The organism is Phaeobacter cretensis, from assembly GCF_047372505.1.
Lineage (GTDB): Bacteria > Pseudomonadota > Alphaproteobacteria > Rhodobacterales > Rhodobacteraceae > Phaeobacter > Phaeobacter cretensis.
Genome location: NZ_JBKBEU010000001.1, coordinates 1,535,826 through 1,559,771, shown reverse-complemented (window position 1 = coordinate 1,559,771; position 23,946 = coordinate 1,535,826). Strand labels below are relative to the sequence as shown.

General features: G+C 55.5%; 38 protein-coding genes. 34 read left to right on the top strand and 4 right to left on the bottom strand.

What is annotated here, in order from left to right; all coding sequences use genetic code 11:
- Positions 1 to 31 precede the first annotated feature (31 nt).
- The 11 genes from ACEWZM_RS07535 to rplP all read left to right on the top strand — a co-directional run bounded on the left by ACEWZM_RS07535 (position 32) and on the right by rplP (position 6,711).
- Complete coding sequence (locus ACEWZM_RS07535; RefSeq protein ID WP_414005849.1) at positions 32 to 832, top strand: hypothetical protein; 801 nt, start codon at positions 32 to 34, stop codon at positions 830 to 832.
- Between the two features lie 229 nt (positions 833 to 1,061).
- The gene (gene rpsJ / locus ACEWZM_RS07530) at positions 1,062 to 1,376 is read left to right on the top strand and encodes a 30S ribosomal protein S10 (RefSeq protein ID WP_008563081.1); all 315 of its coding nucleotides are present in this window, start codon (positions 1,062 to 1,064) and stop codon (positions 1,374 to 1,376) included.
- An 18-nt stretch (positions 1,377 to 1,394) separates the two neighbouring features.
- A complete protein-coding gene (gene rplC, locus ACEWZM_RS07525; RefSeq protein ID WP_414007981.1) occupies positions 1,395 to 2,108 on the top strand; it encodes a 50S ribosomal protein L3 in 714 nt (237 codons plus the stop codon).
- Entirely contained in the window at positions 2,105 to 2,722 is a 618-nt protein-coding gene (rplD, locus tag ACEWZM_RS07520; protein ID WP_414005848.1) for a 50S ribosomal protein L4, read from the top strand. Before rplC ends, rplD begins: the two co-directional genes overlap by 4 nt.
- Complete coding sequence (locus ACEWZM_RS07515) at positions 2,719 to 3,015, top strand: 50S ribosomal protein L23 (RefSeq protein WP_072503637.1); 297 nt, start codon at positions 2,719 to 2,721, stop codon at positions 3,013 to 3,015. Before rplD ends, ACEWZM_RS07515 begins: the two co-directional genes overlap by 4 nt.
- Positions 3,016 to 3,226: 211 nt before the next feature.
- Positions 3,227 to 3,817 (top strand): excalibur calcium-binding domain-containing protein, encoded by a 591-nt coding sequence (locus ACEWZM_RS07510; RefSeq protein ID WP_414005847.1) that lies wholly within the window; start codon positions 3,227 to 3,229, stop codon positions 3,815 to 3,817.
- Positions 3,818 to 4,069: 252 nt separating this feature from the next.
- Positions 4,070 to 4,912: a 50S ribosomal protein L2 gene (rplB, locus tag ACEWZM_RS07505; protein WP_414005846.1), complete on the top strand. Its 843-nt coding sequence runs from the start codon at positions 4,070 to 4,072 to the stop codon at positions 4,910 to 4,912.
- A gap of 3 nt (positions 4,913 to 4,915) precedes the next feature.
- On the top strand, positions 4,916 to 5,194 hold the full coding sequence (rpsS, locus tag ACEWZM_RS07500; RefSeq protein WP_005980699.1) for a 30S ribosomal protein S19: 279 nt from the start codon (positions 4,916 to 4,918) through the stop codon (positions 5,192 to 5,194).
- A gap of 3 nt (positions 5,195 to 5,197) precedes the next feature.
- On the top strand, positions 5,198 to 5,578 hold the full coding sequence (rplV, locus tag ACEWZM_RS07495; RefSeq protein ID WP_414005845.1) for a 50S ribosomal protein L22: 381 nt from the start codon (positions 5,198 to 5,200) through the stop codon (positions 5,576 to 5,578).
- The gene (gene rpsC, locus ACEWZM_RS07490) at positions 5,578 to 6,285 is read left to right on the top strand and encodes a 30S ribosomal protein S3 (protein ID WP_414005844.1); all 708 of its coding nucleotides are present in this window, start codon (positions 5,578 to 5,580) and stop codon (positions 6,283 to 6,285) included. Before rplV ends, rpsC begins: the two co-directional genes overlap by 1 nt.
- Positions 6,286 to 6,297: 12 nt before the next feature.
- A complete protein-coding gene (gene rplP, locus ACEWZM_RS07485) occupies positions 6,298 to 6,711 on the top strand; it encodes a 50S ribosomal protein L16 (protein ID WP_014876004.1) in 414 nt (137 codons plus the stop codon).
- A gap of 133 nt (positions 6,712 to 6,844) precedes the next feature.
- On the opposite strand, the gene ACEWZM_RS07480 is transcribed toward rplP, so the two are convergent.
- On the bottom strand, positions 6,845 to 7,312 hold the full coding sequence (locus ACEWZM_RS07480) for a DM13 domain-containing protein (protein ID WP_414005843.1): 468 nt from the start codon (positions 7,310 to 7,312) through the stop codon (positions 6,845 to 6,847).
- 124 nt (positions 7,313 to 7,436) lie between these two features.
- Between ACEWZM_RS07480 and ACEWZM_RS07475 the strand changes: the two genes are divergently transcribed.
- Both ACEWZM_RS07475 and ACEWZM_RS07470 read left to right on the top strand, forming a co-directional pair.
- Complete coding sequence (locus ACEWZM_RS07475) at positions 7,437 to 8,057, top strand: TIGR02466 family protein (protein ID WP_414005842.1); 621 nt, start codon at positions 7,437 to 7,439, stop codon at positions 8,055 to 8,057.
- A 96-nt stretch (positions 8,058 to 8,153) separates the two neighbouring features.
- Positions 8,154 to 8,525 carry a hypothetical protein gene (locus ACEWZM_RS07470; RefSeq protein WP_414005841.1) on the top strand — a complete coding sequence of 124 codons (372 nt, stop codon included), beginning with the start codon at positions 8,154 to 8,156 and terminating at the stop codon, positions 8,523 to 8,525.
- A 59-nt stretch (positions 8,526 to 8,584) separates the two neighbouring features.
- On the opposite strand, the gene ACEWZM_RS07465 is transcribed toward ACEWZM_RS07470, so the two are convergent.
- On the bottom strand, positions 8,585 to 8,914 hold the full coding sequence (locus ACEWZM_RS07465; RefSeq protein ID WP_414005840.1) for a DUF2322 family protein: 330 nt from the start codon (positions 8,912 to 8,914) through the stop codon (positions 8,585 to 8,587).
- Positions 8,915 to 9,185: 271 nt separating this feature from the next.
- On the opposite strand from ACEWZM_RS07465, the gene rpmC reads away from it, so the two are divergent.
- The 11 genes from rpmC to rpmD all read left to right on the top strand — a co-directional run bounded on the left by rpmC (position 9,186) and on the right by rpmD (position 13,557).
- Positions 9,186 to 9,386, top strand: coding sequence for a 50S ribosomal protein L29 (gene rpmC, locus ACEWZM_RS07460; protein WP_414005839.1), 201 nt, complete (start codon positions 9,186 to 9,188; stop codon positions 9,384 to 9,386).
- Positions 9,387 to 9,398: 12 nt separating this feature from the next.
- Positions 9,399 to 9,629: a 30S ribosomal protein S17 gene (rpsQ, locus tag ACEWZM_RS07455; protein ID WP_414005838.1), complete on the top strand. Its 231-nt coding sequence runs from the start codon at positions 9,399 to 9,401 to the stop codon at positions 9,627 to 9,629.
- Positions 9,630 to 9,729: 100 nt separating this feature from the next.
- Positions 9,730 to 10,098, top strand: a complete 369-nt coding sequence (gene rplN / locus ACEWZM_RS07450; RefSeq protein ID WP_005621870.1) for a 50S ribosomal protein L14 — start codon at positions 9,730 to 9,732, stop codon at positions 10,096 to 10,098.
- 2 nt (positions 10,099 to 10,100) lie between these two features.
- The gene (gene rplX, locus ACEWZM_RS07445) at positions 10,101 to 10,412 is read left to right on the top strand and encodes a 50S ribosomal protein L24 (RefSeq protein ID WP_414005837.1); all 312 of its coding nucleotides are present in this window, start codon (positions 10,101 to 10,103) and stop codon (positions 10,410 to 10,412) included.
- Positions 10,405 to 10,968, top strand: coding sequence for a 50S ribosomal protein L5 (gene rplE, locus ACEWZM_RS07440; RefSeq protein WP_414005836.1), 564 nt, complete (start codon positions 10,405 to 10,407; stop codon positions 10,966 to 10,968). The genes rplX and rplE overlap by 8 nt, the downstream gene beginning before the upstream one ends.
- A gap of 18 nt (positions 10,969 to 10,986) precedes the next feature.
- Entirely contained in the window at positions 10,987 to 11,292 is a 306-nt protein-coding gene (rpsN, locus tag ACEWZM_RS07435) for a 30S ribosomal protein S14 (RefSeq protein WP_414005835.1), read from the top strand.
- Positions 11,293 to 11,305: 13 nt separating this feature from the next.
- Entirely contained in the window at positions 11,306 to 11,698 is a 393-nt protein-coding gene (gene rpsH, locus ACEWZM_RS07430; protein ID WP_414005834.1) for a 30S ribosomal protein S8, read from the top strand.
- 12 nt (positions 11,699 to 11,710) lie between these two features.
- On the top strand, positions 11,711 to 12,244 hold the full coding sequence (gene rplF / locus ACEWZM_RS07425) for a 50S ribosomal protein L6 (protein ID WP_414005833.1): 534 nt from the start codon (positions 11,711 to 11,713) through the stop codon (positions 12,242 to 12,244).
- A gap of 11 nt (positions 12,245 to 12,255) precedes the next feature.
- Positions 12,256 to 12,615, top strand: a complete 360-nt coding sequence (gene rplR, locus ACEWZM_RS07420; RefSeq protein WP_414005832.1) for a 50S ribosomal protein L18 — start codon at positions 12,256 to 12,258, stop codon at positions 12,613 to 12,615.
- 171 nt (positions 12,616 to 12,786) lie between these two features.
- Complete coding sequence (gene rpsE / locus ACEWZM_RS07415) at positions 12,787 to 13,356, top strand: 30S ribosomal protein S5 (RefSeq protein WP_414005831.1); 570 nt, start codon at positions 12,787 to 12,789, stop codon at positions 13,354 to 13,356.
- A gap of 12 nt (positions 13,357 to 13,368) precedes the next feature.
- Entirely contained in the window at positions 13,369 to 13,557 is a 189-nt protein-coding gene (gene rpmD, locus ACEWZM_RS07410; RefSeq protein ID WP_414005830.1) for a 50S ribosomal protein L30, read from the top strand.
- A gap of 210 nt (positions 13,558 to 13,767) precedes the next feature.
- Here rpmD and ACEWZM_RS07405 read toward each other — a convergent pair whose 3' ends face one another.
- Positions 13,768 to 13,986, bottom strand: coding sequence for a hypothetical protein (locus tag ACEWZM_RS07405; protein WP_414005829.1), 219 nt, complete (start codon positions 13,984 to 13,986; stop codon positions 13,768 to 13,770).
- Between the two features lie 525 nt (positions 13,987 to 14,511).
- Between ACEWZM_RS07405 and ACEWZM_RS07400 the strand changes: the two genes are divergently transcribed.
- The 4 genes from ACEWZM_RS07400 to ACEWZM_RS07385 all read left to right on the top strand — a co-directional run bounded on the left by ACEWZM_RS07400 (position 14,512) and on the right by ACEWZM_RS07385 (position 17,801).
- Positions 14,512 to 14,727, top strand: a complete 216-nt coding sequence (locus tag ACEWZM_RS07400) for a DUF1127 domain-containing protein (protein WP_414005828.1) — start codon at positions 14,512 to 14,514, stop codon at positions 14,725 to 14,727.
- Positions 14,728 to 15,211: 484 nt separating this feature from the next.
- The gene (rplO, locus tag ACEWZM_RS07395; RefSeq protein WP_414005827.1) at positions 15,212 to 15,682 is read left to right on the top strand and encodes a 50S ribosomal protein L15; all 471 of its coding nucleotides are present in this window, start codon (positions 15,212 to 15,214) and stop codon (positions 15,680 to 15,682) included.
- Between the two features lie 110 nt (positions 15,683 to 15,792).
- Positions 15,793 to 17,157: a preprotein translocase subunit SecY gene (gene secY, locus ACEWZM_RS07390; protein WP_414005826.1), complete on the top strand. Its 1,365-nt coding sequence runs from the start codon at positions 15,793 to 15,795 to the stop codon at positions 17,155 to 17,157.
- The gene (locus ACEWZM_RS07385) at positions 17,154 to 17,801 is read left to right on the top strand and encodes an adenylate kinase (RefSeq protein WP_414005825.1); all 648 of its coding nucleotides are present in this window, start codon (positions 17,154 to 17,156) and stop codon (positions 17,799 to 17,801) included. Before secY ends, ACEWZM_RS07385 begins: the two co-directional genes overlap by 4 nt.
- A gap of 39 nt (positions 17,802 to 17,840) precedes the next feature.
- Here ACEWZM_RS07385 and ACEWZM_RS07380 read toward each other — a convergent pair whose 3' ends face one another.
- A complete protein-coding gene (locus ACEWZM_RS07380; RefSeq protein WP_414005824.1) occupies positions 17,841 to 18,257 on the bottom strand; it encodes a BLUF domain-containing protein in 417 nt (138 codons plus the stop codon).
- 289 nt (positions 18,258 to 18,546) lie between these two features.
- On the opposite strand from ACEWZM_RS07380, the gene rpsM reads away from it, so the two are divergent.
- The 6 genes from rpsM (at position 18,547) to ACEWZM_RS07350 (ending at position 23,928) form a co-directional block, all read left to right on the top strand.
- The gene (gene rpsM, locus ACEWZM_RS07375) at positions 18,547 to 18,915 is read left to right on the top strand and encodes a 30S ribosomal protein S13 (RefSeq protein WP_414005823.1); all 369 of its coding nucleotides are present in this window, start codon (positions 18,547 to 18,549) and stop codon (positions 18,913 to 18,915) included.
- A gap of 15 nt (positions 18,916 to 18,930) precedes the next feature.
- Positions 18,931 to 19,320 carry a 30S ribosomal protein S11 gene (rpsK, locus tag ACEWZM_RS07370; protein WP_014875982.1) on the top strand — a complete coding sequence of 130 codons (390 nt, stop codon included), beginning with the start codon at positions 18,931 to 18,933 and terminating at the stop codon, positions 19,318 to 19,320.
- 115 nt (positions 19,321 to 19,435) lie between these two features.
- Positions 19,436 to 20,452 (top strand): DNA-directed RNA polymerase subunit alpha, encoded by a 1,017-nt coding sequence (locus tag ACEWZM_RS07365; protein WP_414005822.1) that lies wholly within the window; start codon positions 19,436 to 19,438, stop codon positions 20,450 to 20,452.
- Positions 20,453 to 20,597: 145 nt separating this feature from the next.
- Positions 20,598 to 21,020, top strand: a complete 423-nt coding sequence (rplQ, locus tag ACEWZM_RS07360) for a 50S ribosomal protein L17 (RefSeq protein WP_414005821.1) — start codon at positions 20,598 to 20,600, stop codon at positions 21,018 to 21,020.
- 191 nt (positions 21,021 to 21,211) lie between these two features.
- Positions 21,212 to 22,603, top strand: a complete 1,392-nt coding sequence (locus ACEWZM_RS07355) for a trypsin-like peptidase domain-containing protein (RefSeq protein WP_414005820.1) — start codon at positions 21,212 to 21,214, stop codon at positions 22,601 to 22,603.
- A gap of 2 nt (positions 22,604 to 22,605) precedes the next feature.
- Entirely contained in the window at positions 22,606 to 23,928 is a 1,323-nt protein-coding gene (locus ACEWZM_RS07350; RefSeq protein WP_414005819.1) for a replication-associated recombination protein A, read from the top strand.
- The last annotated feature ends 18 nt before the right edge of the window (positions 23,929 to 23,946 follow it).

The window sequence follows — 23,946 nt, the reverse complement described above, 5'->3', positions numbered from 1 at the left end:
GCCCCGGTTTACCAAGCTGTGAGAGACCTCTATGAAATCCGAAGTTTTGCAGCGGTTTTCGCTGGGCAAGGATCCAACCGGCTATACCGAAGACCGTATTGTTGAGGCATCAGGTTTCATTGGCATCTTGGACGGTTCCGCCGGTCCACTTGGGGAGGGCCGCAACCTGATCACTGCTATCCTCGATAGTGCCGTTGCTACGATTGAGAGCTTGCCCGACAACACGGATTTGCCTGATCTGGTGGACCTACTGAGCCGAGAAGTAGCGACCCGGAAACGTATCGCAGGGTCTCCAGATATGAGGCTTGATGGTGGATTTGTTTTCTGCTTGTTCGCGCGTGAATTCAGTGAAATTTGGCGTGTCGGAGATTGCAAGTTCCGGAATGGGCCTCAGGTGAATGACCGTATGTTTGGGGCCGAAGACATCTCTGCCAGCGCACGGTCCATGATTATCAAGGCCCGTCAGGCTGGTGGGGCTTCTGACTGTGAGATAATGGAAGCCGATGGCTATGACGACCTGATCTCAGAGTTGCTTAGGGAGCAATGCAACCTCCTGAACCGTGCAAATCATCCTTTGAGTATTGGCGCGATCAACGGCACCTCCGTTCCAGAGAATCTTGTGGAACGTTTCCCGGCTGAGCCAGGAAGGTTGATGATCACCTCCGACGGCTACCCGGAAGTCTTTTCAGAACTGAACGATAACGAGCAGGCGCTGGCACGTCTCTTGAAAGAAGATCCGCTGTGCATTTCAGTGAATCGGCAGTGTAAGGGGATGAGGCCGGGACGGCTATCGTTTGATGACCGATCCTGCATTTCGATAAGGCTCGTCTAGCGACAACGTAACGAGGGTTTGCTTTTTCTATTGCAAATCAGTCAGTCGCCGAATCAGAAACTGTTTCGGGCGCTAACCCCTTGCCACACACATCCATCGGGCGTATAGGACGCCATCCCGCACTGCGGGGCAGAGGCGGGGTGATTCCCGCCTTTTGGGTTCGATGAGGGTTCGGCGGTGGTCGCAGGCCCTCCTCTCAACCCCAACGCCTGACGAAAAAGGCATGATTATGCAAAGCCAAAATATCCGTATCCGGCTGAAGGCATTCGACTTCCGCGTTCTGGACGCCAGCACGCAGGAAATCGTGAACACTGCCAAGCGGACCGGCGCGCAAGTGCGTGGCCCGATCCCTCTGCCCAACAAGATTGAGAAATTCACCGTTCTTCGTGGCCCGCACGTTGACAAGAAATCTCGTGACCAGTTCGAGATCCGCACCCACAAGCGGCTCCTGGACATCGTTGATCCGACCCCCCAGACCGTGGACGCGCTGATGAAGCTCGACCTCGCCGCTGGTGTGGACGTCGAAATCAAGCTGCAATCCTAAGATCGGAGGGTAATGAATATGCGCTCTGGTATTATCGCAAAAAAAGTCGGCATGACCCGGCTGTTCCTTGAAGACGGCAAGCAGGTTCCTGTGACCGTTCTTCAGTTGGACGGTCTGCAAGTGACCGCACAACGCACCACCGAGAAAGACGGCTACACAGCTGTTCAGCTGGGCGCAGGCTCGGCCAAGGTGAAGCGCGTTTCCAAAGCTATGCGCGGCCACTTCGCAGCAGCGAAAGTCGAGCCTAAGCGGAAGCTGGTTGAGTTCCGCGTGCCTGCGGATGCCCTGATCGAAGTCGGTGCCGAAATCTCGGCCGAGCACTTCCTCGAAGGTCAAAAAGTTGATGTCACCGGTACCTCCATTGGTAAAGGTTTCGCCGGTGCGATGAAGCGCTGGAACTTTGGTGGTCTGCGCGCCTCGCACGGTGTATCGATTTCGCACCGCTCGCACGGTTCGACCGGTCAGTGTCAGGATCCTGGCAAGGTTTTCAAAGGTAAGAAAATGGCCGGCCACATGGGCGCTGCTCGCGTGACCACCCAGAACCTGGAAGTTGTCAAAACCGACGCCGATCGTGGTTTGATCATGATCAAAGGTGCCGTTCCTGGTTCCAAGGGTGGCTGGGTCACCGTCAAAGACGCCGTGAAAAAGAAGGCCCCCGAAGGTCTGCCTTTCCCGGCAGCTCTGAAGTCGGCCGCAGCGGAAGAAGTCTCCGCGGAAGGTGGTGAAGCATGAAACTTGATGTGATCAAACTGGACGGCGCCAAAGCCGGCGACATCGAGCTGGATGCAGAGCTGTTCGGCCTGGAGCCGCGCACCGACATCCTGCACCGTGTGGTGCGCTGGCAGCGTAACAACGCGCAGGCTGGCACTCACAAGGTAAAGACGCGGTCCGAGACCTCCTACTCGACCAAGAAGATTTATCGCCAGAAGGGCACCGGTGGCGCACGCCATGGTGACCGTAATGCGCCGATCTTCCGCAAGGGTGGTATCTACAAGGGTCCAACCCCGCGTTCTCACGGCCACGATCTGACCAAGAAATTTCGCAAGCTGGGTCTGCGCCACGCGCTGTCCGCCAAAGCTAAAGCGGGTGAATTGGTCGTCATTGAAAACGCCGATTCCGTAGGCAAGACAGCCGCTCTGGCCAAGCAGGTCAAAGACCTGGGTTGGAAGCGCGCGCTGGTCATCGATGGTGCATCCGTGGACGAGGGCTTTGCCCGCGCCGCGCGCAATATCGAAGGTCTGGATATCCTGCCGACAATGGGCGCAAACGTCTATGACATCCTGAAGCGTGACACCCTGGTGATCACCAAAGCAGGTGTCGAAGCACTGGAGGCTCGCCTGAAATGAGCGCGAAGGCAGAACACTACGACGTGATCCGCAAGCCGGTCGTCACCGAAAAAGCAACCATGGCATCCGAAAACGGTGCAGTGGTGTTTGAGGTCTCGATCGACTCCAACAAGCCCCAGATCAAAGAAGCTGTTGAAGCTCTCTTTGGTGTGAAGGTCAAAGCGGTCAACACCACCATCACCAAGGGTAAGGTCAAGCGTTTCCGCGGCCAGCTGGGCAAGCGTAAAGACGTGAAAAAAGCCTATGTCACCCTGGAAGAAGGCAACACCATCGACGTGTCCACCGGACTCTGAGATCTGCCTTTTTGACAAGACTGAGAGGCCCTCGCGCAAGCGGGGGCCTTTTTCCTTTTGGGTGTGTTCAAGTCACGAAGGGCGGCGCCTGACCCTAGGTGGTGCGAAAGCGCCCTCCTGTGGGGAGGGTCGGGTGACCGGCCTGCAGCCGAGCGGGAAACAGGTATCCGGTCCGCTCCGCTTAGCTCAATCCTGAAAGTTGTTTTGAGGAGTGTCCCGAGTTGGAGAAGGTGCGCTTATTCAATTTGCATATTCATGGCTCAAACATGAAATATGTAATTACTGCGGTCGGTTCGTCGCCGGATGTTCTTCGGCAGTGACTTCACATATCTACAGTAGACAGAGAAGCGATACTCTTTGGTACCAACAGAGTGTAGAGCGCGATCCTGTGAAACTTGCACAAATTGAAGCTGAGTTAGGGTCACGTGGTGAGTACAATTCTGGAAAATTTAACTTCATAGGTCGACGTACGGCTAAGCAAATTGGCAGAAAACGGTTTGAGAGATCACTGGCTGATCGGTTGAGGGGGAGTGATAGGAACTGTGATGACTTTGTCAGCGCAGCAGAGGCCCAGAAGTTCTTCCTGTCGGCAGGCGGGCCTTCGGCAGATCCACACAGATTGGATGCTGATGGTGATGGGTTCGCCTGCGAATGGGGCGGCGAGGTTCGGCGTACATATCGAAAGTTCCATTATATACCAAAAGTTCGCGCGTACCGATCAACTCGAAGGTGCTATACGGGTCCTCGCGGTGGGCGATATACAATTTCTGCAAGTGGTCGAAAGAACTATGGTGGGTGCTAGGGGGCAGGAATGAACTCCCCCATTGCCACCCCTCCCAACCTCTGCTAAGCCGCATCAATCCTGACGGCCCCGGATTCGCTCCGGGGCTATTACGTTTGTCAGGATGTTCGAACCTTGGGACCTTCGGGGCCCTATAATCTGGCCACCCTAGTAGGGCGTTTCATTATTGGGACAACCGGGCGGGGGGCTTACACATAGCGGGCCCAAAGACAAAAACCTAAGGGTCTGCACGCTAAACGGAAGACAGAAAGCATGGCACTCAAGTCGTATAAGCCGACGACGCCGGGCCAGCGTGGGCTGGTTCTGATCGACCGTTCGGAGCTTTGGAAAGGGCGTCCGGTTAAATCTCTCACCGAGGGTTTGACCAAGTCGGGCGGCCGGAACAACACCGGACGGATTACTTCACGTCGTCGTGGCGGCGGCGCAAAGCGTCTCTACCGGATCGTTGACTTCAAACGGAACAAATTTGATGTTGCGGCAACCGTTGAACGGATCGAATATGATCCGAACCGGACCGCATTCATTGCACTGATCAAATACGAAGACGGCGAGCAGGCCTATATCCTCGCTCCGCAGCGTCTGGCAGTTGGTGACAGCGTCGTTGCATCCGCAAAGGCAGACATCAAGCCGGGCAACGCAATGCCGTTTTCGGGCATGCCGATCGGTACCATCGTTCACAACATCGAAATGAAGCCCGGCAAAGGCGGCCAGATCGCCCGTGCAGCCGGTACTTACGCTCAGTTCGTTGGTCGTGATGGTGGCTACGCTCAGATCCGCCTGTCCTCAGGCGAGCTGCGTCTGGTTCGTCAGGAATGCATGGCCACCGTTGGTGCGGTCAGCAACCCCGACAACTCGAACCAGAACTTTGGTAAAGCAGGCCGCATGCGCCACAAGGGCAAGCGTCCTTCGGTACGTGGTGTTGTTATGAACCCGATTGATCACCCGCACGGTGGTGGTGAAGGTCGTACCTCCGGTGGTCGTCACCCAGTGACACCTTGGGGCAAGCCAACCAAAGGCAAGCGTACCCGCAACAAAAACAAAGCGTCGCAAAAGCTTATCATCCGCTCGCGCCACGCCAAGAAGAAGGGACGTTAATCTATGTCTCGCTCTGTATGGAAAGGCCCCTTTGTCGATGCTTACGTGCTGAAAAAAGCCGAAGCAGCGCGCGAGTCGGGTCGCAATGAAGTTATTAAGATCTGGTCGCGCCGCTCGACGATCCTGCCCCAGTTCGTGGGCCTGACGTTTGGCGTTTACAACGGTCAGAAACACATCCCCGTCAACGTCTCGGAAGACATGATTGGTCAGAAGTTCGGTGAATATTCGCCGACACGGACCTATTACGGTCATGCTGCGGACAAAAAAGCGAAGCGGAAGTAAGTCATGGGCAAGGCAAAAAATCCCCGCCGCGTGGCAGACAACGAAGCAATGGCGAAAATCCGCATGCTCCGTACCTCCCCGCAGAAACTGAACCTCGTCGCCGCAATGATCCGTGGCAAGAAAGTTGAGAAGGCTTTGACCGACCTGACTTTCTCCAACAAGCGGGTCGCACAGGACGTGAAGAAATGCCTTCAGTCTGCTATCGCGAACGCCGAGAACAATCATAACCTGGACGTCGATGAACTGATCGTGGCCGAGGCTTATGTGGGCAAAAACCTGACCATGAAACGCGGCCGTCCTCGTGCCCGCGGCCGGTTTGGCAAGATCCTCAAGCCGTTTTCGGAGATCACCATCAAGGTGCGTCAAGTTGAGGAGCAAGCCTAATGGGACATAAAGTCAATCCGGTCGGCATGCGCCTTCAGGTCAACCGTACCTGGGACAGCCGTTGGTATGCCGACACCAAAGATTATGGTGATCTGCTGCTGGAAGATCTGCGCATCCGTGATTTCATCAAGGATGAGTGCAAACAGGCAGGCATCGCCCGCGTGATCATCGAACGCCCTCACAAGAAGTGCCGTGTGACCATTCACACTGCGCGTCCGGGTGTGATCATCGGTAAAAAAGGTGCTGACATCGAAGTGCTTCGCAAGAAGCTGGCATCGATGACAGATTCAGAACTGCACCTCAACATTGTTGAAGTTCGCAAGCCTGAGCTTGACGCTCAGCTGGTTGGCGAGTCCATCGCACAGCAGCTCGAACGTCGTGTATCTTTCCGTCGCGCGATGAAGCGTGCCGTTCAGAATGCTATGCGCATGGGGGCCCTGGGTATCCGGGTGAACGTTGCTGGCCGTCTGGGTGGCGCAGAAATCGCACGGACCGAATGGAACCGCGAAGGTCGTGTGCCATTGCACACACTGCGCGCCGACATCGATTACGCTCACTCCGAAGCCATGACCCCTTATGGGATCGTTGGGATCAAAACGTGGATCTTCAAAGGCGAGATCATGGAACACGATCCTCAGGCGCGTGATCGTAAAGCACAGGAACTCCAAGACGGTCCGGCACCTCGTGGTGCAGGCGGTCGTCGCTAAGGAGGAGATGACATGCTTCAACCAAAGCGTACTAAATTCCGCAAAATGCACAAAGGTCGGATTTCCGGTCTGGCAAAAGGCGGTTCGGACCTGAACTTCGGCACCTATGGCCTGAAGGCAACCACTCCTGAGCGTGTGACTGCACGTCAGATTGAGGCTGCTCGTCGTGCCATGACCCGTCACATGAAGCGTCAGGGTCGTGTCTGGATCCGTATTTTCCCGGATACCCCGGTAACCTCTAAGCCCGTCGAAGTTCGTATGGGTAAAGGTAAAGGTTCCGTGGATTACTGGGCATGCAAAGTTAAGCCCGGTCGCGTAATGTTCGAGATCGACGGCGTCAATGACGACATCGCACGTGAGGCCCTGCGCCTGGCCGCGATGAAGTTGCCGGTCAAGACCCGCGTCGTGGTCCGCGAAGACTGGTAAGTCCGGTCTTTTGAGAAAATTTGAAACCCCCGCTGAGCGATCGGCGGGGGTTTTCTTGTATGGGGCGACTGAAATTAGCAGTACCTAGTAGGATGGATACGCCAGGATGGCGGGGAGGCGTTTGCCGCTCAGTCTATCGATACTGGGCAGCTGTGATGAATTCGCCAAATGTCTCACACCAGATCACCACAGTTGTGTAGTTCTCTATATCCACGTTGTCTGGGAGATCTAGAATCAGCCCATTGAACATTTTAACATCACCAACAAGCCTAGACATCTCTTTGATCGGCTCAAACCCGGCCTCGTCCTCGACGAAGGTTGGTGTCAGATAGAGCTTGTAGTCTGGTCCAGGGGCCAGTTCACCCATATGCGTGATCTGTTGTGGGGATAGGCTGATACTGCCAGTTCCCCAATGTAAGAAATCGCTGCCTGCCAGATCACGTGTGAAGGTCCCGGTATAGATCGCATCCTCGGCACTTGCCGTCAGGGCTGCTGCATCTGGGCTCGCTGGGGCGGTCAGGATTGGTAACATGTAGATCCCCAGTGCAAAGCCGATTGCGAGAGTGATCCCATGAGAAAGCAGCCTAGTTATCCAACGCATATCCTACTCCTTATCTTTGTTGCGCCCAACTTACCGGGGAGCGGAGCGAAAAGGGAGAGGGCCGCTTGGCTGGTACCCGGCAAAGCATCTCGTACTCATCTGCATGTTGCGGTAAACGACAGTTATGGCACAGATAGAATCCCTCTTCGTTACCCGTCTCTACCGCGCAACGTTGTCCGAACACGGGCCCAATATTGACGCCCGTGAACTTGAAAACTCTTGCTTTGTGATCGCACAGGACGACGAAGCGGGGCAGGATTGGTGCGAGGAGAACGGCTATCCCGGTTATACCTCCTATGCATCACTAACGGATCTGCCCTGGCGTTTCCCGATCTTTGCCGATGTGGTCAAATCGCTGGATCTGCATGTGGCCGCCTTTGCCGAGGATCTGGCACTGGACCTGGATGGCCGCAAGCTGGTGCTGGAGGACCTGTGGATCAACATCCTGCCGGAAGGCGGCACCCACGCCAGCCACATCCACCCCCATTCGGTGATCTCCGGCACCACTTACGTGTCGATGCCCGAGGGGGCCTCTGCCCTGAAGCTGGAAGACCCGCGTCACGCCATGATGATGGCGCATCCGCCGCGTACTAAGGACTGCCGGCAAGAGCTGAAGACCTTTGTCTATCAGTCGCCCCGTGTCGGCGACGTATTGTTGTGGGAAAGCTTCATCCGCCACGAGGTGCCATTGAACATGGCAGAAGAAGAGCGGATCTCGGTCAGTTTCAATTACCGGTGGGAGTGAAGCCTTATCTACCAAGCGGCAATAGCTTCGCAAGAGTGATTGAGGGCCGAACGGGTGGAAACCGATACCGTATCACGACGTGAGAGGCAGACCTCTGTGTATGATCATGCACCTATTGAGCTGAATACAGGCGAGCAGTTGGTTTACGCCGTTCATGCGCGAAATGTTCCAACTCTGACCGAAGTTGTTGTCATCGTTCTATGCGCACCGCTGGCAATGGTGATCTGGTTGTTCGTGCACCGGGTATTCCGGTCATCCACATATGTGATCACTACGCAGCGCGTGCTGTCAGTTGAAAGGTCCGGCGCTTGCGTTGAGCTGGCTATCAAGGACATTCAGCGGATGAAAACCCGCCGCGGCGCGATGGTGATTGTTGCAGGTGATAAACGCCTATGGCTGCCAAGGTTGCCGGACGGCTGGCATTTTGAAACGGTCCTGAACAAGGTGAAGAAACTGGTTGACCAGTGAACTTACCACATTATTCCAAAGGGCAGGCCCGCGCCCTGTGCCGGACCTGCCTGATTGCGTCAGCTCTTCAAGACCCTGATCGTCAACGGCGCGCCGCCAGCAATAATTCCCAGCAGCAGATCGATGTTCGGATGCACTCCGGGATGGTTCTTTGCGTCTTCGGTGTGTTCCGCAAAGACAGCGATGCCGTGCGACGCGGCGTCTGCATCCAGTGTGCTGAAGTTCTGCGCGAGATACTGATAGACCGCGAGCGAACCCTGTTTGCCGGGGATATTGTCAATGCGGGCGACAACGGTCCTGGAGGGGCCTAACACCTCAATACCGTTCAGGTCCTTAATGGAAGGGACAAGTCGGAGGTTGTCTTTGAACGACGCAGTGGGCTGGATCATTGCCATATCCTTTACTGTGTGATTTGGGGCTGGGTAACAGCTTTCGGAGCTTGCCACTACGGGGTAGCCAGGTGTGGGCCGTGTCTCCCAAATCTTTCCCTTGCCCCTGCAGGTCTTCTCCTCTATAGGGACCCATCGCCTATCCCTTATCCGCACTGGATCAGGGCACGGTGATTCTTTTTTGCCGTGGTCCGCCACGGTGTGACATAACCCACCAGGTAACAAGGTGACCCTCGGGGCCTTCTGGTGCTTTGGACAAGGAACAAAGGCGATGAACGCCAATGATCTGCGCGAGAAAACCGTGGATGAACTCCGCGATGCCCTCGCATCCCTGAAAAAAGAGAGCTTCAACCTGCGTTTTCAGCAGGCAACTGGTCAGTTGGAAAGCACTTCCGGCATCAAAGCGGCGCGCCGCAATGCTGCCCGTGTGAAAACCATCCTGAACGAAAAAGCTGCAGCAGCAGCTGAATAAGGAGCTTCTCGAATGCCCAAACGTATCCTGTCCGGCGTCGTGACCTCCGACGCTAACGCACAGACCGTAACCGTTTCCGTAGAGCGTCGCTTTACGCATCCGGTTCTGAAGAAAACCATCCGTAAGTCCAAGAAATACCGGGCTCACGATGAACAGAACGCTTTCAAGATCGGCGATTCCGTACGCATCATCGAGTGCGCGCCGAAATCGAAAACGAAACGCTGGGAAGTTCTGGAAGCCTAAGAGTCTCTTCTCGAGACTCCTGGCGACTAGACTTAACAGTTAGTCGAAACCCTGGGGGATCACGCCACGCATCGGCGCCCCAAAGGTCGGGAGAAACCACATGATCCAGATGCAAACAAACCTGGATGTTGCTGACAACTCCGGCGCTCGCCGAGTTCAGTGCATCAAGGTTCTGGGTGGTTCCAAGCGTAAGTACGCATCCGTAGGCGACATCATTGTTGTCTCGGTAAAGGAAGCCATCCCGCGCGGTCGCGTAAAAAAGGGGGACGTCCGTAAGGCCGTCGTCGTACGCACTGCCAAGGAAGTCCGTCGTGAAGACGGTACCGCAATCCGTTTTGACCGCAATGCAGCCGTCATCCTGAACAATAACAACGAGCCCGTAGGTACACGTATCTTTGGTCCGGTTGTTCGTGAACTGCGCGCGAAAAACTTCATGAAGATCATCTCGCTTGCTCCGGAGGTGCTGTAATCATGGCTGCTAAACTCCGCAAAGGCGACAAGGTCGTCGTGCTTGCTGGCAAAGATAAAGGCACAGAAGGTACAATTACCTCCGTTGACCCTAAAGCCGGCAAAGCCATCGTTGACGGTGTGAACACGGCAATCCGCCACACGCGTCAGACTCAGTCTGACCAAGGTGGCCGTCTGCCTAAAGCACTGCCTATCCAGCTGTCGAACTTGGCCCTGCTGGACGCAAACGGTAAAGCAACACGCGTTGGCTTCCGCATGGAAGGTGACAAGAAAGTGCGCTTCGCCAAAACCACGGGGGACGTGATTGATGCTTGATTCCGCAACCTACACCCCGCGTCTGAAAACTCTCTATAAGGACACCATCCGTGGCGCCCTGAAAGAAGAGTTCGGCTACAAGAACGAAATGATGACTCCCAAGCTGGAGAAAATCGTTCTGAACATCGGCTGTGGCCGTGCTGCCGTTAAAGACAGCAAGAAAGCCAAGTCTGCTCAGGCTGACCTGACCCTCATCGCGGGCCAGAAAGCACTGACAACAGTGGCAAAGAACTCCATCGCTGGCTTCCGCGTTCGCGAAGGCATGCCGATGGGTGCAAAGGTGACTCTGCGCGGCGACCGGATGTACGAATTCCTCGATCGTCTGACCACCATCGCGATGCCCCGTATCCGCGACTTCCGCGGTGTTCCGGGCAGTTCTTTTGACGGCCGTGGCAACTATGCCATGGGTCTGAAAGAGCACATTGTCTTCCCTGAGATCGATTTCGACAAGATCGACGAGCCTTGGGGTATGGACATCGTGATTGCCACCACCGCGAACACCGACGCGGAAGCAAAGGCGCTGTTGAAGCAATTCAACATGCCCTTCAACAGCTAAGCGCGGGAAGGAAGAGACATGGCTAAGAAAAGCATGATCGAACGCGAGAAGAAGCGCGAACGCCTGGTGGCAAAATACGCCGCAAAGCGTGCCGAGCTGAAAGAAATCGCAGCCGACGAAAGCCGTCCGATGGAAGAGCGTTTCAAAGCGCGCCTCCAACTGGCTAAACTGCCGCGTAATTCGTCGGCAACTCGTCTGCACAATCGCTGCCAGCTGACCGGCCGTCCTCACGCTTACTATCGTAAGCTGAAGATCAGCCGGATCGCGCTGCGGGAACTGGGCTCGAATGGCCAGATCCCCGGCATGGTGAAATCGAGCTGGTAAGGGAGAGACTGATATGAACGATCCTATCGGCGATATGCTCACCCGTATCCGTAACTCGCAAATGCGTGGCAAATCCACCGTCATGACCCCGGCTTCCAAGCTGCGGGCATGGGTTCTGGATGTGCTTAAGCAAGAGGGTTACATCCGCGGCTATGAGTCCGGGACTGATGCAAAGGGCCATCCGGCTCTGGAAATCAGCCTGAAATACTTCGACGGCGAACCTGTTATCCGTGAACTGAAGCGGGTTTCCAAACCCGGTCGTCGCGTTTACATGGGCGTCAATGACATCCCGTCTGTCCGTCAGGGCTTGGGTGTGTCGATTGTCTCCACCCCCAAGGGTGTGATGTCGGACGCAAACGCACGCGCAGCCAACGTCGGCGGCGAAGTGCTCTGCACCGTCTTCTAAGGAGGCCCCACGATGTCCCGTATTGGTAAAAAACCGGTCGAACTTCCCAGCGGCGTAACGGCTTCTGTGTCCGGCCAGACCATTGAAGTCAAAGGCCCGAAAGGCGCCCGTAGCTTCACCGCCACCGACGACGTCACCCTGACTGTTGATGACAATGTCATCAAAGTTGACCCTCGCGGCCAATCCAAGCGCGCGCGCCAGCAGTGGGGCATGTCCCGCACTATGGTCGCTAACTTGGTTGCAGGCGTGACCACCGGCTTCAAAAAAGAGCTGGAGATCCAGGGTGTGGGTTACCGGGCTCAGATGCAGGGTAATACCCTGAAACTGAACCTTGGTTACAGCCATGACGTTGATTTCACTGCTCCGGAAGGTGTGACTATCACCGCACCCAAGCAGACTGAAATCGTTGTCGAAGGTAATGATCAACAACTCGTCGGCGAAGTTGCGGCCAAAATCCGCGACTGGCGTCGTCCTGAGCCCTACAAGGGCAAAGGTATTCGCTACAAAGGCGAGTTTATCTTCCGCAAGGAAGGCAAGAAGAAGTAAGGACCAGCAAAATGGCAAACAGCAAACGTACCCTGTTTCTGAAGCGCCGGCTGCGCGTCCGGAACAAGCTTCGCAAGGTCAACGCAGGCCGTCCGCGCCTGTCTGTACACCGCTCGAACAAGAACATCTCTGTTCAATTGATCGACGACGTACGTGGTGTGACCCTCGCTTCGGCATCGACCCTGGAAAAAGACCTGGGTCAAGTTGGCAAGAACAACGTCGAAGCAGCTACCAAGGTGGGTTCGGTTATCGCCGAGCGTGCAAAGGCGGCTGGCGTCTCCGAGGCCTATTTCGATCGTGGCGGCTTTCTGTTTCACGGCAAGGTGAAGGCTCTGGCCGACGCTGCGCGTGATGGCGGCCTGAAGATCTAAGGATCTGCGCTTTCGTCGTCTCGGGCATCCGGGATAAAGGGGGCGCAACCAAAGTCAAAGAGGATGGCGTTCGCGCCATCCCGATGATCCGGGGGTAGCCGATCCGGCCTTTGCCCACCTGGATTGAGTTCCAAGTCAGGCGCTTGTCGCCAGAATGAAAAGGATTGCCTCATGGCAGAACGTGAAAATCGCCGTGGCCGTGGCCGCCGCGAAGAAGAAACACCGGAATTTGCAGACCGCTTGGTCGCGATCAACCGGGTGTCGAAAACCGTAAAAGGTGGTAAGCGCTTTGGCTTCGCCGCTCTTGTGGTTGTTGGCGATCAAAAAGGCCGTGTCGGCTTTGGTAAAGGTAAAGCGAAAGAGGTCCCCGAGGCTATTCGTAAAGCCACCGAGCAGGCCAAGCGTCAGATGATCCGCGTGCAGCTGAAAGAAGGCCGCACCCTGCATCACGACATGCACGGCCGTCACGGCGCGGGCAAAGTTGTCATGCGTACCGCTCCTGAAGGTACTGGTATCATTGCAGGTGGTCCAATGCGCGCCGTCTTCGAGATGCTTGGCATCAAAGATGTTGTTTCGAAGTCGATCGGTTCGCAGAACCCCTACAACATGATCCGCGCCACCATGGACGGTCTGAAAAAAGAGCAGTCGCCGCGTTCGGTTGCTCAGCGTCGTGGCAAGAAAGTCGCTGACATTCTCCCCAAACGGGATGATGCACCGACTGCCGAAGCTGCTGAAGCGTAAGGAGACGAACTCATGGCTAAAACCATCGTTGTTAAGCAGATCGGTTCTCCGATCCGCCGCCCCGCAGACCAGCGTGCCACGCTGATCGGTCTGGGCCTGAACAAGATGCACAAAACCCGCGTTCTGGAAGATACCCCTTCCGTACGTGGCATGGTGCGCAAAGTCTCCCACATGGTGGAGATCATCGAAGAGCGCGACTAAGCCTCTTTCGATCGGCCAGAATAAAAAGAGCGCCCCGATTAATTCGGGGCGCTCTTTTCGTATTTCAGTTCGATTTTGGGACTTTTCGAGCTTTTGTCCGCTGGGAGAGAGACGTCTGAGCCGTCCGTATATCCTGTTTCCAACATCAGCTATGAAAACCTGATCCACGAAGACCTACGCCAGGAGGGGCGTCCAACGGGGACTTTGGGATTAACCGAAGTAAGTGCGGGCGTCGTAGTAGGGAAGATCTGGTGCTGTTTCAGCAGCGTCTTTACGGTCGATCATGGCCTGCAGCAGGCGTGTCACCACTTCAGCGGTCAGCGGGTAGAGAACGAGGAGGGCAACGACTGTGGCGGAGAGACCAATGTAGCCGCTTGCAGCTGCGGTGATGGTTGCGGTTGCGCCGATGAGAGTGCTGAAGAGTGCCATGATAGAGTTCCTTGATGCTGATGTTTTCCTTGCATTCAATCTGCCATGTGACCTGAAACACAGCAATGGCACGAAAGGATAGTTTGCGGTTCCAGAGGCTAGCGAGTGCATCCCTTGGTGGTTCCTAATCGCCCATGGTGGGGATGAATTCCATGTTTCAGGCCGCAAAATTGTGCCGGACGCCGAGGAGATTGAGGAATGTTCTTAGATTGTCGGCGCCAAACATAGGCACAGGGCAGTACCCCTAGGGCTACAGATACAACAGGCCACCATTTCGTTTCTCGCGAGAGACACAGAACATCGTTCCTGAACGTCTTGTGCCTTGTAGACCGGCACCCGAAGGGCGAGTTGCAGTATGCGAAGGAAGCTAACCTATGAGTCATCTTCTATGCCTAGTGCGCATAGCGGGAAGTCCGAGCTGTCAGTTGTTTGCGCAAACAGGGTCTCTTATCTGTCAGGTGTCACTGAAACAGACACAACTGAGAACAACCGGAAATTCGTCCGGTCAGATAAAGGACTAAAATTATGGCACATGTCATCAATACCACCGAAACCGGCTTCACCTTCATTGCTCGCCTGCGCGGCGTGGTTGAAGAGATCAAAGACAGCTGGAACCGTCGCGCGGAATACAAACGCACCTTCGCCGAGCTGGACAGCTTGTCTAATCGTGATCTGGCAGACATTGGCGTGCGTCGCTGTGACATCGCACAGATCGCTCATGTTCAGGCTTACGGTAACTGAGCTCTGCCTTTCACTACGGCCCCGGCGGCTTAGTCGCTAACGAGGGCCTAGGATCAGATCGACTCTTTCTCCTCCCTTGGGGGCGGAATGAACGCGCCTCCGCTTTGCGGGGCGTTTTTCATTTCTGCTCCGTTTATCTTTGTGACCTCCCATACGCCTTAGTCTCCAAACTCCGTTCGCCTCGGTGTCCTGTGTCCATGCACCTCTGCGATTTAATAGTGATCGCAATCTAGGCTGAACCTGAAATTCGCGGAGCCGCTGATGAGGTAAGTGGCCTGGGTTCCGAATAACCGTGCACAGCTTTGTCGGACTTACTGCACACTCACATTCGTATAGACCTGATGCGGAGACGGAACCCTTGATCCCGCCCGGCATCAGGTCTATATGCCCCCGGTGGTCCTGCGGACTACAGAATCAGAAAACCAAGAAACGCCGTGTCTGCCCTAATCCGCTTCGGGGGCACTTCCGGCAAAGGAGAAGCGATATGAAACTCAATGAATTGCGCGATAATCCAGGTGCCACAAAGAAACGCATGCGCGTTGCACGTGGTCCGGGTTCCGGCAAAGGTAAAATGGGTGGCCGTGGTATCAAAGGCCAGAAATCCCGTTCGGGTGTTTCGATCAATGGTTACGAAGGCGGCCAGATGCCCCTCTACCAACGTCTGCCCAAGCGCGGCTTCAACAAGCCGAACCGTAAGTCCTACGCAGTTGTGAACCTGGGCCTGATCCAGAAGTTCATCGACGCGGGCAAGCTGGAAGCAGGCTCGATCAACGAAGACACACTGATTTCTTCAGGTGTTGTTCGCCGCAAGCTGGACGGTATTCGCGTTCTTGCGAAGGGTGAATTCACCGCCAAAGCAACCATTGCAGTGACCGGTGCCTCAAAGGCAGCAGTTGACGCGGTAGCGAAGGCTGGTGGCGCACTGACCGTGGCAAATACTGCCGCAGCTGAGTAACAGCTTGTGAGCGGCGCCGATGCCGCTTACATAGTCTTCAGTTTTCCATTGACGCCGCCCGAGCCGGAAAACGGCCCTGGGCGGCGTTTTCGCAAGAAGAGACCTTTTTCATGGTATCAGCAGCAGAACAAATGGCGGCGAACACCAGCTGGGCCGCTCTTGGCAAAGCCACGGATCTGCGCAACCGTATCCTATTTACGCTCGGGCTTTTGATTGTCTATCGCCTTGGCACATATATTCCCGTTCCGGGGATTGATGCGGATGCACTGCGCCAGTTCATGAACGCAGCAGGGCAGGGCATTGGGGGCATGGTTTCCATGTTTACCGGCGGTGCACTTGGTCGTATGGGCATCTTTGCACTTGGCATCATGCCCTATATTTCGGCGTCTATTATTGTGCAGCTGCTGACCTCGATGGTTCCAGCGCTCGAGCAGCTGAAGAAAGAGGGCGAGCAGGGCCGCAAGAAGATCAACCAATACACCCGCTACGGCACGGTGCTTCTGGCGACGGCGCAAGCTTACGGGTTGGCTGTCTCACTCGAATCGGGTGATCTGGCAACGGATCCGGGTCTCTATTTCCGCCTCGCCTGCATGATCACGCTGGTAGGCGGCACGATGTTCCTAATGTGGCTGGGCGAACAAATTACCCAGCGTGGCATCGGCAATGGTATCTCACTGATTATCTTCGTCGGCATTATTGCCGAGGTTCCTGCCGCAATCGCCCAGTTCCTCGCCTCTGGCCGCTCCGGAGCGATCAGTCCGGGGGTAATCATCGCGGTGATCCTGATGATGATTGCTATCATCATGTTCGTGGTGTTCATGGAGCGCGCGCTGCGTAAAATCCATATCCAGTACCCACGTCGTCAGGTCGGCATGAAAGTCTATGATGGCGGCTCCAGCCATCTTCCAGTCAAGGTGAACCCGGCGGGCGTGATCCCAGCGATCTTTGCGTCCTCCCTGCTTCTGCTACCGGTGACGATCTCGACCTTCTCGTCGAACGCAACTAACGGTCCGATTATGTCATGGCTACTGGCCAACTTTGGCCCTGGTCAGCCACTCTATCTGCTGTTCTTTGTCGGCATGATCGTTTTCTTTGCCTATTTCTATACCTTCAACGTGTCGTTCAAACCCGATGAAGTTGCGACCAACCTGAAGAATCAGAATGGCTTTGTTCCTGGTATTCGCCCGGGTAAAAAGACTGCAGAATATCTTGAGTATGTAGTCAATCGTGTGCTTGTTCTCGGCTCTGCTTATCTGGCTGCCGTCTGTCTGTTACCAGAAATCCTACGTGGTCAGTTGGCAATCCCGGTTTACTTTGGCGGTACGTCCGTGTTGATTGTTGTTTCTGTTGTTATGGACACCATCCAACAGGCACAAAGCCACCTGCTTGCGCATCAGTACGAAGGTCTCATTGAAAAGAGCCAGTTGCGCGGTCGCAATAAGAAACGGACACGACGGGGACCTGCACGCCGATGAGCAATATTATTCTTCTGGGCCCGCCCGGCGCGGGCAAAGGAACACAAGCACGCTACCTAGTTGAATCGCGAAATATGATTCAGCTTAGTACTGGCGACATGCTGCGCGATGCACAAGCATCGGGCAGCGAAATGGGCAAACGCGTCGCTGATGTGATTGCACGAGGCGAGCTGGTGACTGATCGTATTGTCATTGGCCTTATTCGTGAAAAAATCGAAGAAGGAGCCGAAGGTGGGTTTATCTTCGATGGGTTCCCTCGGACATTGGCGCAAGCGGACGCGTTGGCTGATTTGCTGCGTGAAACCGGCCAGAAGCTGGATGCTGTCATTGAGATGCAGGTTGATGACAAAGCGCTTGTCGCTCGCATTACCGGCCGCTCGACTTGTGGCGATTGTGGTGAGGTCTACCACGATCAGACCAAGCCTTGGCCTGCGGATGGCAAATGCGCCAATTGTGGCGGTACCAACCAAAAGCGCCGTCCAGACGATAACGAGGAAAGCCTCCGCACGCGTCTGATGGAATACTACAAGAAGACGTCGCCTCTCATCGGCTATTTCTATGCCAAGGGTAACCTTCAGCGGCTCGACGGGCTTGCCTCAATCGATGAGGTTCGTAAGAATCTTTCTTGGATCATGGGCGACTAACGAACCGTTCTTATTTCCAATGCAGTGTTTCGGGCAGTCTTAGGGCTGCCCGCTCTGCATTTGGGCTGCATGTGCGATGTGGTTTAGCACATGTCCCATGTCTTCAGCAGGGCTTGTGTCCGATAGGCCTTGTAGCATCGAGGAGAACGCAAGCTTTTTGCCGGACATATCCATATAACCCATCGACCAGTCACCAAACATACGCTGCTCGATTTCGACGAGCTGGATCATCTGGTATGCGTAATGGCGTGGGTCCTTGATTATTCCTTGGATAAGCGTGTTGACCGCCTCACGCTCTCCTTCAAGAACTTGAATATACATCCAGTCCAAGCGCACTAGAAATCCTGTGATATCGTTTTCGGAGTTATGGCTGTCTGCTTCTCGCATTATGTCGACATCGGTCACACTAAAGGGAGGGAAGGTTGCCCGAGATTTGTATATCAACCGAATAGTCATGCGCGTTCCTGTTGTATGTATCAGATATCGATTGATTGCATCACCGCAAATGAGTTGCAACCATAAGTTGTTCTTCCAATCAGTCGCTCCTTTGAACGGGCAAAGAGGTTGACCATACAGTGATTTCCACATAGGGAACCCCATCCCTATTGGGAATCATACCGGGTGATTGCAAGTTTTGCCACCTGGCCACCTCAAAATGCTGGACCCCCTGGCGACACTGCCACGGTCAAGCGTTGTGAAAAAAGGTTCCGGAGCTACGGAACCGCAACGAAAAGGAAAGTGACACGTGGCACGTATTGCCGGCGTAAACATCCCCACTGCAAAGCGGGTCCCTATCGCCCTCACATATATCACCGGCATTGGTACGACCTCTGCTGAAGCCATCTGCGAAGCTGTAGGCATCGACGCGACCCGTCGTGTAAACGAGCTGTCTGACGCCGAAGTTCTGGCCGTGCGTGAGCACATTGACGCCAATTTTACCGTCGAAGGCGACCTGCGCCGTGAAGTTCAGATGAACATCAAGCGTTTGATGGACCTTGGCTGCTACCGCGGTCTGCGCCATCGCCGTAACCTGCCCGTTCGCGGTCAGCGTACCCACACCAACGCTCGTACTCGCAAAGGCCCTGCAAAGGCCATTGCTGGTAAGAAGAAATAAGGGAGGGTTTGATCAATGGCACGCGATAAGACTCGTACCAAGCGCAAAGAGCGCAAGAACATCGCCTCGGGCGTTGCACATGTGAACTCCTCGTTCAACAACACCAAGATTCTGATCTCGGACGTGCAAGGCAATGCGATTTCCTGGTCCTCCGCAGGCACCATGGGCTTCAAAGGGTCGCGTAAATCGACTCCTTATGCTGCTCAGATGGCTGCAGAAGACGCAGGAAAAAAAGCGCAGGAACACGGCGTTAAAACTCTCGAAGTTGAAGTTCAGGGCCCCGGTTCGGGTCGTGAATCTGCTCTGCGCGCTTTGGCGGCAGTGGGCTTCAACATCACCTCGATTCGTGATGTAACTCCGATCGCGCACAACGGCTGCCGTCCGCCGAAGCGTCGTCGCGTCTAAGTGACACTGATTTTTGCTGGGGCTTTGCGATTTCTGCAAGGCCCCAGTACGCCATTTGAAACCTCGGGCGTCTGCACCTTCGGACATGAGGTACAGACAGGAATGGAGGGACCGCATGATCCACAAGAATTGGGCTGAACTGATCAAGCCGACACAGCTTGACGTTAAGCCGGGCAATGATCCCGCACGCCAGGCTACCGTCGTAGCTGAGCCGCTTGAGCGTGGCTTTGGTCTGACGCTTGGCAACGCACTGCGCCGCGTTTTGATGAGCTCGCTGCAAGGCGCGGCCATTACTTCGGTGCAGATCGACAACGTTCTGCATGAATTTTCCAGTGTCGCCGGCGTTCGCGAAGATGTCACCGACATCATCCTGAACCTTAAAGGTGTGTCATTGCGCATGGAAGTCGAGGGCCCAAAGCGTCTTTCGATCAATGCCAAAGGCCCCGCAGTTGTCACCGCCGGTGATATCTCCGATTCTGCGGGTATCGAAGTACTGAACCGTGAGCACGTGATCTGTCACCTCGATGACGGCGCGGATCTGTTCATGGAGCTGACCGTCAACACCGGCAAGGGCTATGTCTCTGCAGACAAGAACAAGCCAGAAGATGCGCCCATCGGTCTAATCCCGATCGACGCGATCTATTCGCCGGTCAAGAAGGTCTCCTATGACGTTCAGCCAACCCGCGAAGGTCAGGTTCTGGACTATGACAAGCTGACCATGAAGATTGAAACCGATGGTTCGATCACGCCTGATGACGCGGTCGCGTATGCGGCCCGCATTGTGCAGGATCAGCTGTCGATCTTCGTCAACTTCGACGAGCCGGAATCGGCAAACCGTCAGGACGATGACGATGGTCTCGAATTCAACCCACTTCTGCTGAAGAAAGTGGACGAGTTGGAGCTGTCTGTACGTTCTGCAAACTGCCTGAAGAACGACAACATCGTCTACATAGGCGATCTTATCCAGAAGACCGAAGCAGAAATGCTGCGTACGCCGAACTTCGGCCGCAAGTCGCTGAACGAGATCAAAGAAGTGTTGTCAGGCATGGGTCTGCACCTTGGCATGGACGTCGAGGACTGGCCGCCGGACAACATCGAAGATCTGGCCAAGAAATTCGAAGACAGCTTCTAAAGCGCGTCTTCGAGGGGAGGGCCAAGGTCCTCCCTGAAACATTCCCGGGTTTGGCCGGGGACAATTGGGTAAATGCCCCAAGGTGAGTGGCTGACACGCATCAGCTGCCTGACAAAGTAAAAACGCAGATCAAAGGAATATACAAATGCGTCACGCACGTGGTTACCGCCGCCTGAACCGTACTCATGAGCACCGTAAAGCCCTGTTTTCGAACATGTGCGGCTCGCTGATTGAGCACGAGCAGATCAAGACAACTCTTCCCAAAGCAAAAGAATTGCGCCCGATCATTGAAAAAATGATCACGCTGGCAAAGCGCGGCGACCTGCACGCTCGTCGTCAGGCCGCGTCCAAGCTGAAAGAAGACAAGGACGTCGCAAAACTGTTCGAGGTTCTGGGCCCGCGTTACAAAGACCGTCAGGGCGGCTATGTCCGTATCCTGAAAGCCGGCTTCCGCTATGGCGACATGGCTCCGATGGCGATCATCGAATTCGTTGATCGTGATCGCGATGCCAAAGGCGCCGCCGACAAGGCACGCCTCGTCGAAGCAGAAGCTGCTGCTGACGAATAATAGACTTCGGTCTCGACCGGACCTGACCCCCGCTCTGGAAACAGGGCGGGGGTTTTTCGTTGGCGGACCTGTGGCTGGACTCCGAGGTCTGGTTTTGGGGGGTGTCCGGTCGATTTTTCCCCGGAAAATCCGACCTTGTAAAAGCTGCCAGCGGTCAGCATATCCTGTTCACAAGAACAATCGGAGGCGTCATGTTCCGCATAATCCTGACAGTAGTCGGCCTACTATTGGCCACCCACAGCAGCCAAGCTATCGCAGAAACCCGTGTGCCGACATCACAGGCGGAGATCTCTCTTGGCTTTGCTCCTTTGGTGAAACAGGCAGCACCCGCTGTGGTGAATATCTACGCTAAGATCGTACAAGAACAGCGCCGCACCCCGTTTATGAACGATCCATTTTTCGACGATTTCTTTCGGGGATTATCCAAGCCGCAGCCGCGCGTACAGAACTCGCTTGGTTCTGGGGTGATCCTGTCAGCGGATGGCATTGTTGTATCGAACTACCACGTCGTTGGGATGGCAACGGATATCCGCGTCGTCACCACTGATCGTCGCGAATACGCAGCACAGGTCGTATTAGCGGATCGAGCTAGTGATCTTGCCATTCTCCAACTGCAAGAGGCACAAGACCTCCCCTATCTAGAGCTGCGTGACAGTGACCGGGTTGAGGTCGGTGAACTGGCGTTGGCAATCGGCAACCCCTTCGGTGTGGGGCAAACGGTGAGCAGCGGTATCGTCTCCGGCCTTGCACGCTCTGGTGCTGCTACGGGCGAAGGGATCGGCTATTTCATCCAGACCGATGCGCCGATCAATCCCGGCAACTCTGGTGGGGCACTGATTGATGTCAACGGTGATCTGATCGGTATCAATACCCGCATTGTGACGCGCTCGGGTGGGTCCAATGGTATCGGTTTCGCGATTCCGGCCAATCTGGTGCGTGCCTTTATGCGACAGGCCCATGATGGGGCCGAGGAGTTTCAGCGACCCTGGGCTGGCATGATGGGGCAGCCGGTGGATGCAGACCTGGCGGCATCGTTGGGTATGGATTTGCCTGAGGGGATGGTGATCTCTGAATTGCACCCGGCCAGCCCTTTCACCAAAGCCGGGTTCAAGGTTGGCGATGTTGTCCTTGACGTTGCGGGAGAGCCGGTGAATTCCCCCTCTGAGATGGTGTTCCGTATGTCTGTAACTGGCCTGGGCGACAGTGCTGAAGTAACTCGACTGCGTACAGGCCAGCGCGACGCGCTTCCCGTTGAGATGATGCTAGCGCCGGACGAGCCGCCGGCCAACCCGCGTAGCCTAGACGAAGGGACTCCGCTACCGGGCCTGACAGTTGCGCGGATCAACCCATTGTCGATATTGCGGTTCCAACTGCCTATGTCCTCTGACGGGGTGGTTATCACCGATCCGGGCGCATATGGTGGTCGAGTAGGCCTGCGCGCCGGCGACATCATTCTTGCCATCAACAATGATGCCATCAAAACGCCGTCAGATGTGACTGACGTACTGGCTAACATTGGGCGTTGGATGAAGGTTGATCTGAACCGTCAGGGCCAGCGCGTATCGCTGCGCTATCGGCTCTGAGTATGGCGGATCTTTTCGACAGTGGTGGCGCTCAGGCGCAACAAGACCCACACTTGGAGATGAACCGACCGCTCGCAGATCGCTTGCGCCCCAAAACACTGGGTGAAGTTATCGGTCAGGTGCAGGTTCTGGGAGAGGAATCGCCCCTTGGTGTGATGTTGGCGTCGGGATCCCTGTCGTCGCTGATCTTTTGGGGTCCGCCTGGAGTTGGGAAAACCACCATCGCCCGGCTGCTGGCCCGTGAAACCGACCTGCATTTTGTTCAGATCTCGGCAATCTTCACCGGAGTACCGGACCTGAAGAAAGTGTTCGAGGCTGCAAAGATTCGCCGCCAGAACGGGCAGGGGACGCTGCTGTTTGTCGATGAAATCCACCGCTTTAATAAGGCGCAGCAGGACGGGTTTCTCCCTCACATGGAGGATGGCACCATCCTTCTGGTTGGCGCTACTACGGAGAACCCGAGTTTTGAGCTGAACGCAGCTGTGCTGAGCCGGGCGCAGGTGTTGGTTTTGGAGCGCCTGTCGCTGGCGGATCTGGAACGCTTAACCCAGCGCGCGGAGCAGGAGTTGGACCGCGCCTTGCCGCTAACGCCTGATGCCCGCGACGCGTTGCATGAAATGGCGGATGGCGATGGACGGGCTCTGTTGAACCTCATTGAACAGGTGTCAGCTTGGAAGGTAGATACCCCGTTGGGCCGGGAGCCACTGGCCACGCGGTTGATGCGTCGTGCCGCGAAATACGACAAGTCAGGTGATGAACACTACAATCTGATTTCGGCACTGCATAAGTCAGTGCGAGGTTCTGATCCGGATGCAGCGCTCTATTGGTTCGCGCGGATGCTGGAAGGTGGGGAGGACCCGCGTTATCTGGCGCGACGGCTGACCCGGATGGCGGTTGAAGATATCGCCCTCGCGGATCCTCAGGCGCAGGGGATTTGTATTCAGGCCTGGGAAACCTATGAACGGCTAGGCAGTCCGGAGGGAGAGCTGGCACTGGCGCAGGCGGTAATCTACCTAGCGCTCGCCCCCAAGACCAACGCAGGCTATATGGCTTACAAGGCGGCACGGCGCCTTGCCAAACAGACCGGCAGCGCGCCGCCGCCCAAACATATTCTCAATGCTCCGACCAAACTGATGAAGTCGCAGGGCTACGGAGATGGGTACGACTATGATCACAATGCGGCGGATGGGTTTTCTGGGCAGAACTATTTCCCTGACGATTTACCGCGTCCGGTGCTTTATCAGCCAGTGGATCGCGGGTTTGAGCGGGAGTTGAAGCGTCGGACAGAGTATTTCGCCAATCTTAGAGCAAAGCGGAACCGCTAATCCGGTCTTGCCTAGTTA